Source organism: Natronohydrobacter thiooxidans, assembly GCF_001884735.1.
GTDB classification, from domain to species: domain Bacteria; phylum Pseudomonadota; class Alphaproteobacteria; order Rhodobacterales; family Rhodobacteraceae; genus Roseinatronobacter; species Roseinatronobacter thiooxidans_A.
Genome location: NZ_MJAP01000015.1, coordinates 1 through 5,369 on the forward strand (window position 1 = coordinate 1; position 5,369 = coordinate 5,369).

A 5,369-nucleotide genomic window follows, 5' to 3' on the forward strand; every position below is an offset into this window, starting at 1 on the left:
AAATGCCATGAGCTGCTCAAGCGTCATGCCATCTTCGGCATAGACATCCAGAAGGGCAGGGGCCACGGCTGCGAGTTTCAACCGCTGTTTCACGATCTGCGGCGTCACAAAGAAGGCCGCGGCAATCGCCTCATCGCCCTGACCCTTCTCGCGCAAAGCCACGAAGGCACGGAACTGATCAAGCGGATGCAACGCGACGCGCTGCATATTCTCAGCCAGTGAATCGTCTTCCGCCAGGATGTCAGAGCCAGCTTCGCGCAGAATGCAGGGAATGGGTGCTGTCTTGGCCAGCCGCTTCTGCTTCACCAGCAAAGCCAGGGCCTGAAACCGCCGGCCGCCCGCGGGGATTTCATACAGGCCGGTCTCAGAGCCATCGTCATTCAACACCGCTCGTACGCTCAAGCCCTGCAACAGGCCGCGCCGCGCGATATCCTCGGCCAGCTCTTCAACAGACACGCCAGCCTTGATGTGCCGCACATTGGACTGGCTCAGCATTAGCTTGTCGAAAGGGATGTCCTTGGATGCGGACAGGGTGATTTTAGAGGCAGGTTTCGCCATCAGATCATCTCCACAACGGGCGCCGGAAGCCACTCTCCCGATCTCACTTCCCGTCAAACCCTTCACAGCCCTTCTCTTCCTCTCAACACGTCCACCGCGGTGGACGTCATGCAACAGGTGCCTAAGAACGAGAAAGCCGCTCTAACAAGAATGATGGATTAAAGTCTGCTTCTCTGCGGCCGAGCGTGATGCTGTGGAAATACGCCCCGAAGTCTCGAATACGGCTGCTCATCTGAAGAATTATAAAGATGGCACATGACGCTTTTTGAGTGCCAATCTTCCTAGCTGCCTTCTCGAAGGTACTTTCATGGATTCCCATCATCGGGGCGAGTGTTCTGGCATGTTTTTCAACGTCCAGCCAGTTTCTGAGCGAGTTTGTAGCGAACGAAGTGGCCTGGTCGCATACTGTAGTGAGGGTTTGTACGGCAGGTGTTTCGTCGTTGCTCGCGGTTTCTAAATCTTTTTGTTCTTCTTTAGACTTAGAATGGTGCCGGACAGTTTGTCCGTCATTGGCGGGCAGTTTTATTGTATCTGGCACGTCCACCACGGTGGACATCTGCTCGCAATGAGCTTCCAGTTTGTCGATCAGAGCGCGGTAGTCCGTGATCGAAAGCTTCCTCCGAAGAACTCGACGTACCTGATGAGTAAGTTCGCTCTCGGGGTCGGCTTCCTCGAGATGTGCAAGTCTGGTTAGGATTTGCTTTCGCAGGAACATGCGATCCCGGCGTGCGTTTTCCATCTCTTGGGCCGCGGCAAGGAGTTCGCTGGCGCGCGCCAGCAACGGAGTTAGCGACAAGCCATAGCTGATGGAGTGACCTTCCGATGACTTCACTCGGTATCTTTTGCGATTTGGGCTGTCGTGGCGCTTCATGAAACCGAGTTCAACAAAGCGATCAATGTGTCTGCGTAAGGTTCGTTCATCGACGCCGCCAATTCGACGGCAGATCTCGTCGTTGGAAGCGAACACTGTATCTCCATGCCCAGGCTTGAGAAAGCTCAGCATCGCTTGGAGCGTTTGAACGTGCCCTGGACGGAGACCGAACAGGCTGCGAGTGTCTCTGAGCGCACGGAAGACTGCCCAGATGTCGCTTTCAGGTGTGGGCGTGGCGGGGGTTCCCTTGCCGACGCCAGAGGTTGGAACGGAAAGTTTTGTGAATGCCATGTTTGTTAAACGACGACCACTGTGGCCCACAACTTCCCCGGCTCTTCACGCTGTATGTAGCGAGAAAAGGCAACAAAAAATCGTCCACCGAATCGGCGACTCTTGACTGATATGTCGGAGATTGCTACACCACAGGTGCTAATCAGATGATGAGGGCTCTCCGGGGGAAACCTTGGGGGGCTCTTTTCTTTTTGGCCTTCGCCTTTCTCCTCTGCTCGTGTTTTGGGTTATGACCGGGGATCAGCGCCCCGAGCCTCTTTCATTCTGCCACTGTTCGAAAAGCTCTCGCAGCGTGGTTTCTGCGCGTTCTTCGAGCCATTGGCAGAATTCCGGGTTGTCCTTGCGGGTGATCTTGATCGCGATGGACTTGCGATCCACTGAAAGTGTACCGACAGGGCTACCACTTTGGTCCTTTACCACGGTCGTTTGGCTGCCGGCGCTTTGGTTGGTTGTGCCACGCGCTTTGCTGGAGCAAGCGACATAGACAGCTTGAAACCTATCTGAGCTTGGAGCGGTGTCAGGAAGATCGGCAAGTGTCTTGCGCGCAATGTCGACAAGCGGCACCTTTTCTGAAAGTGCCGCCAGATCACCCCATTGGCGTCGACCTACGCCATGAGCTGGACCGATAAGTCGCACAAGTTCGTCTGGCAGTTGCTCGATGACCACGCGATGGTTCGATACGCCTTGCCGAGTGAGGCCTAGAGCGTCCTGAATAACACCCGGCTTATAACCAGCTTCTTGCATCTCTTTGATAAAAAGAGATTTCTCAATGAACGACGGATCCAATCGCAAGTTGTTTTCTTGACCTTGCGCGATCAGAGAGGCATCGTCATCAAGTGTTCGAACGATTGCTTTTACGGTTCCGCCGACCCTTCGAATGGCTGCCAGTCTTCGACGGCCATAGATGATGCGGTATCGGTCTGGTTGGTCTGAGGGGCGGACCATGATCGGCACTTGCTGACCATGCTTGCGAATGCTTTCTGCGAGTTCTTCAATGCTGCTATCCTCCAGGATCAGACGATCCCGGAGGCCATCCATATCGATCCGGTCGGGTTCGATATCTCGGATGGAGTTGGCAGTGATCTCTCTGAGAGAATCCCGCAATCCGCCAACCGAGCCAGGTAGCTTCGTGGACTTGACCGGGGCAGGGGAGGGGGCTGTCGACTCTTTCTCGTCTTTCGGCGGTTGGTTGAAGATATTTCTACCCATCAGCGACGCCCCCATGCCATCTGGATTGTTTGCTCAAGCTCATCAGCAACGCTGTTCACACTGGTCAAAGCCCGATCAATCGTTTTCCGAATAAGCTGGCCCGGATCCACCTCGTAGATAGTCTGTTGCGTCATGCCAGCGTCAGATATGGCTGTCGATTTTAGCATCGGCTCAGTCATGACTTGGCCCGCGAGGATCGAACGTAGGTACCCAGCCATTTGCGTTTGTGGACCGTCCGAGGGCTCGTAGCGTGTGATCAGGAACTTCACGAAATCCCAAGTAACTTGCCGCCCAATCGCTTCTTCGACGGCTTTGACCGTTTCCGAAGCAAGTTTGAGAAATTGGCTCATTGACGCGATATCCAGCATGCCGGGAACGACCGTCACTAGCAGGCCAGTCGATGCTGCCAATGCCGTCAATGTCAGGAAGCCCAACTGGGGAGGGCAATCGATCAACACGATATCGTAGTCGGAATCGACTTCCTCTAACGCCAGAGCAAGACGCTCTGCGAAAATCGGCTGGATTCTGCGGGCAAGGGCGTTTGCTGTCTCGGTCTCGTATTCGGACAACATCAAGCCAGCCGGGACCATGTCGAGCTTGTGGAAGTATGTTTTCTGGATGACCTCCGAGAGCGGAACCTGACCCTCGTACCTCAAGGCGTCATAAATCGTGCCGCCTTCGGCGAATTCGAGCTCAGGCCGGAAGCCGAAAAAGGTTGTCAAACTGGCTTGCGGGTCGAGGTCCAGTACAAGGACACGGTAGCCGCGCAGGGCATACCGGTGTGCCAAATGGATCGTCGCGGTTGTCTTCGACGAGCCTCCTTTGAAGTTCACGACCGATATGACCTGAAGGCGGTCGCTATCTCTGCGACCGGGTCGGTACGCGTCAGCGTTTTTCCCGGTCCGCGCTAAAATGTTGCGGAGTTCGTCAACTTCTTCGGCCGTGTAGAACCTATGACCGCGACCGTCAGTGTGAACTTCCGGAAAGCTGCCATCTTTGTGGCGGTTGCGCAGGTTCGACGTACTAACACGCAGGAGCTCGGCGACTTCGGTCGAACTGAAGCGGCGCAAAGACTTGCGTTCTTCCGGCTCGAACGCAACCTTCATCTGCCGGTCAAGCGACTCAGCAAGACTGTCTGCGAATGCTCCGATGTCGGAAGAGCCTATACCTTGCACATAGCCCGTGTTTCGATCATCCATGTTCTGCCGCCTCTCATGGCCTTTGCTAAGGCTCTTTATCGTTCTGACGGTCGAAGCCACGTCTGACGTGATTTGCCGTCAGAATGGACATGCCACGAACATCTGAGTCCGGCAAGAAGAATCTAGATGTAGTTGAGAAGTTATCCACAGACCCTATTCGGGCGGGTGGAGCCATGGCTATCTAACAGATTGATTGCTAACGTAAAAAGTAGGATCGCACCGTGCTGGCATCCTACAAGATTTTTTCTGCTCGTGCGAACTAACCTCAAGCCTTTGTTCGATATTTTGCTGATTTTAGTCCAAGTGTCGTGATGATTCTGGAAGATTATTGCCAAGTGACCAAAATAGTTTCCTGACCATCGGCACTTACAAAAGGCCGAGGCGCTCAGCCCGCTCCAACAACATCTTCACAGATGACGGCTGCCAGCTTGTTCGCCCGCGGGGCGTGCGCTCGCGCATGGTTTCCAGCCGAGTGCAGATCGCCTGCAACGTCATGTCGGGATTGGCGCCCTTGATGCCCGCGACGATGGCGGGCAGGCGGTCATCTCGCGCACGCGGGCCCGCGCGTTCAAGCACGGTCGCGGGCAGGAACCCATCGCGGACATACGCCTTCACAGCGCGGAGCAGTCGGCTTTGCGTCCAGCGCCGATCACGGGGCAGGGGGCCATTGATAATGCGCACCACATCCTCCCAGGCCAGGTCGGGCCGCAGCCGACGTACATGGGGCACCCAGTCTTGCGCCGTCTCGTTCAATCGCTCCATATATCCGTCCTGTCGCGCCAGCCGAACTTTGCGCAGCGTTGCCGGGTCACATGCGCGCAAGCCCGGGTTGCCGCCGATGCGGCCCTTCGTCCGGGCACTTGTCAAGCCTGCCTTGGTGCGTTCGCGGATCAGGGCGCGCTCGAACTCGGCTGCGGCACCCAGGACCTGCAGCGTGAACTTGCCTTGCGGGGATGCGGTGTCGATCGGGTCCTGAATGGAACGAAAGAAGGCGCCCTTCGCCTCCAGCCGCTCGATCACCTCCAGCAGATGCGATAATGAGCGGGCAAGACGGTCAATGCGCATCACCACCAGCGTATCGCCCTTGCTGATCCGTTCCAATACCCGCGCCAGCACCGACCGCGCGCGATTTCCGCCCGAGGCCTGTTCTTCATGAATCTTAACGCAGGCTGCGGGTTTCAGGGCCTGCGACTGGGGCAGGGGGGTGTGATCTTTGGTCCAGAGGCAGGCATAGCCGATCA

At 56.2% G+C, this 5,369-nt stretch carries 5 protein-coding genes; all 5 read right to left on the reverse strand.

Annotated elements, in window-relative coordinates; all coding sequences use genetic code 11:
* Positions 1 to 558 (reverse strand): ParB/RepB/Spo0J family partition protein (locus BG457_RS10860; RefSeq protein WP_175546781.1); only part of this gene is annotated, 558 nt, incomplete at its 3' end.
* A 121-nt stretch (positions 559 to 679) separates the two neighbouring features.
* The gene (gene repC, locus BG457_RS10865; RefSeq protein WP_071797185.1) at positions 680 to 1,720 is read right to left on the reverse strand and encodes a plasmid replication protein RepC; all 1,041 of its coding nucleotides are present in this window, start codon (positions 1,718 to 1,720) and stop codon (positions 680 to 682) included.
* 240 nt (positions 1,721 to 1,960) lie between these two features.
* Positions 1,961 to 2,929 (reverse strand): plasmid partitioning protein RepB, encoded by a 969-nt coding sequence (repB, locus tag BG457_RS10870; protein WP_245770982.1) that lies wholly within the window; start codon positions 2,927 to 2,929, stop codon positions 1,961 to 1,963.
* A complete protein-coding gene (gene repA / locus BG457_RS10875) occupies positions 2,929 to 4,128 on the reverse strand; it encodes a plasmid partitioning protein RepA (protein WP_071797188.1) in 1,200 nt (399 codons plus the stop codon). The genes repB and repA overlap by 1 nt, the downstream gene beginning before the upstream one ends.
* Positions 4,129 to 4,494: 366 nt before the next feature.
* Complete coding sequence (locus BG457_RS10880; RefSeq protein WP_245770983.1) at positions 4,495 to 5,367, reverse strand: recombinase family protein; 873 nt, start codon at positions 5,365 to 5,367, stop codon at positions 4,495 to 4,497.
* Positions 5,368 to 5,369 lie beyond the last annotated feature (2 nt).

What these genes read in the sequence shown, in the direction of transcription:
- repC (WP_071797185.1), bottom strand. Translation starts at nt 1,720, where the DNA reads ATGGCATTCACAAAACTTTCCGTTCCAACCTCTGGCGTCGGCAAGGGA.
- repB (WP_245770982.1), bottom strand. Translation starts at nt 2,929, where the DNA reads ATGGGTAGAAATATCTTCAACCAACCGCCGAAAGACGAGAAAGAGTCG.
- repA (WP_071797188.1), bottom strand. Translation starts at nt 4,128, where the DNA reads ATGGATGATCGAAACACGGGCTATGTGCAAGGTATAGGCTCTTCCGAC.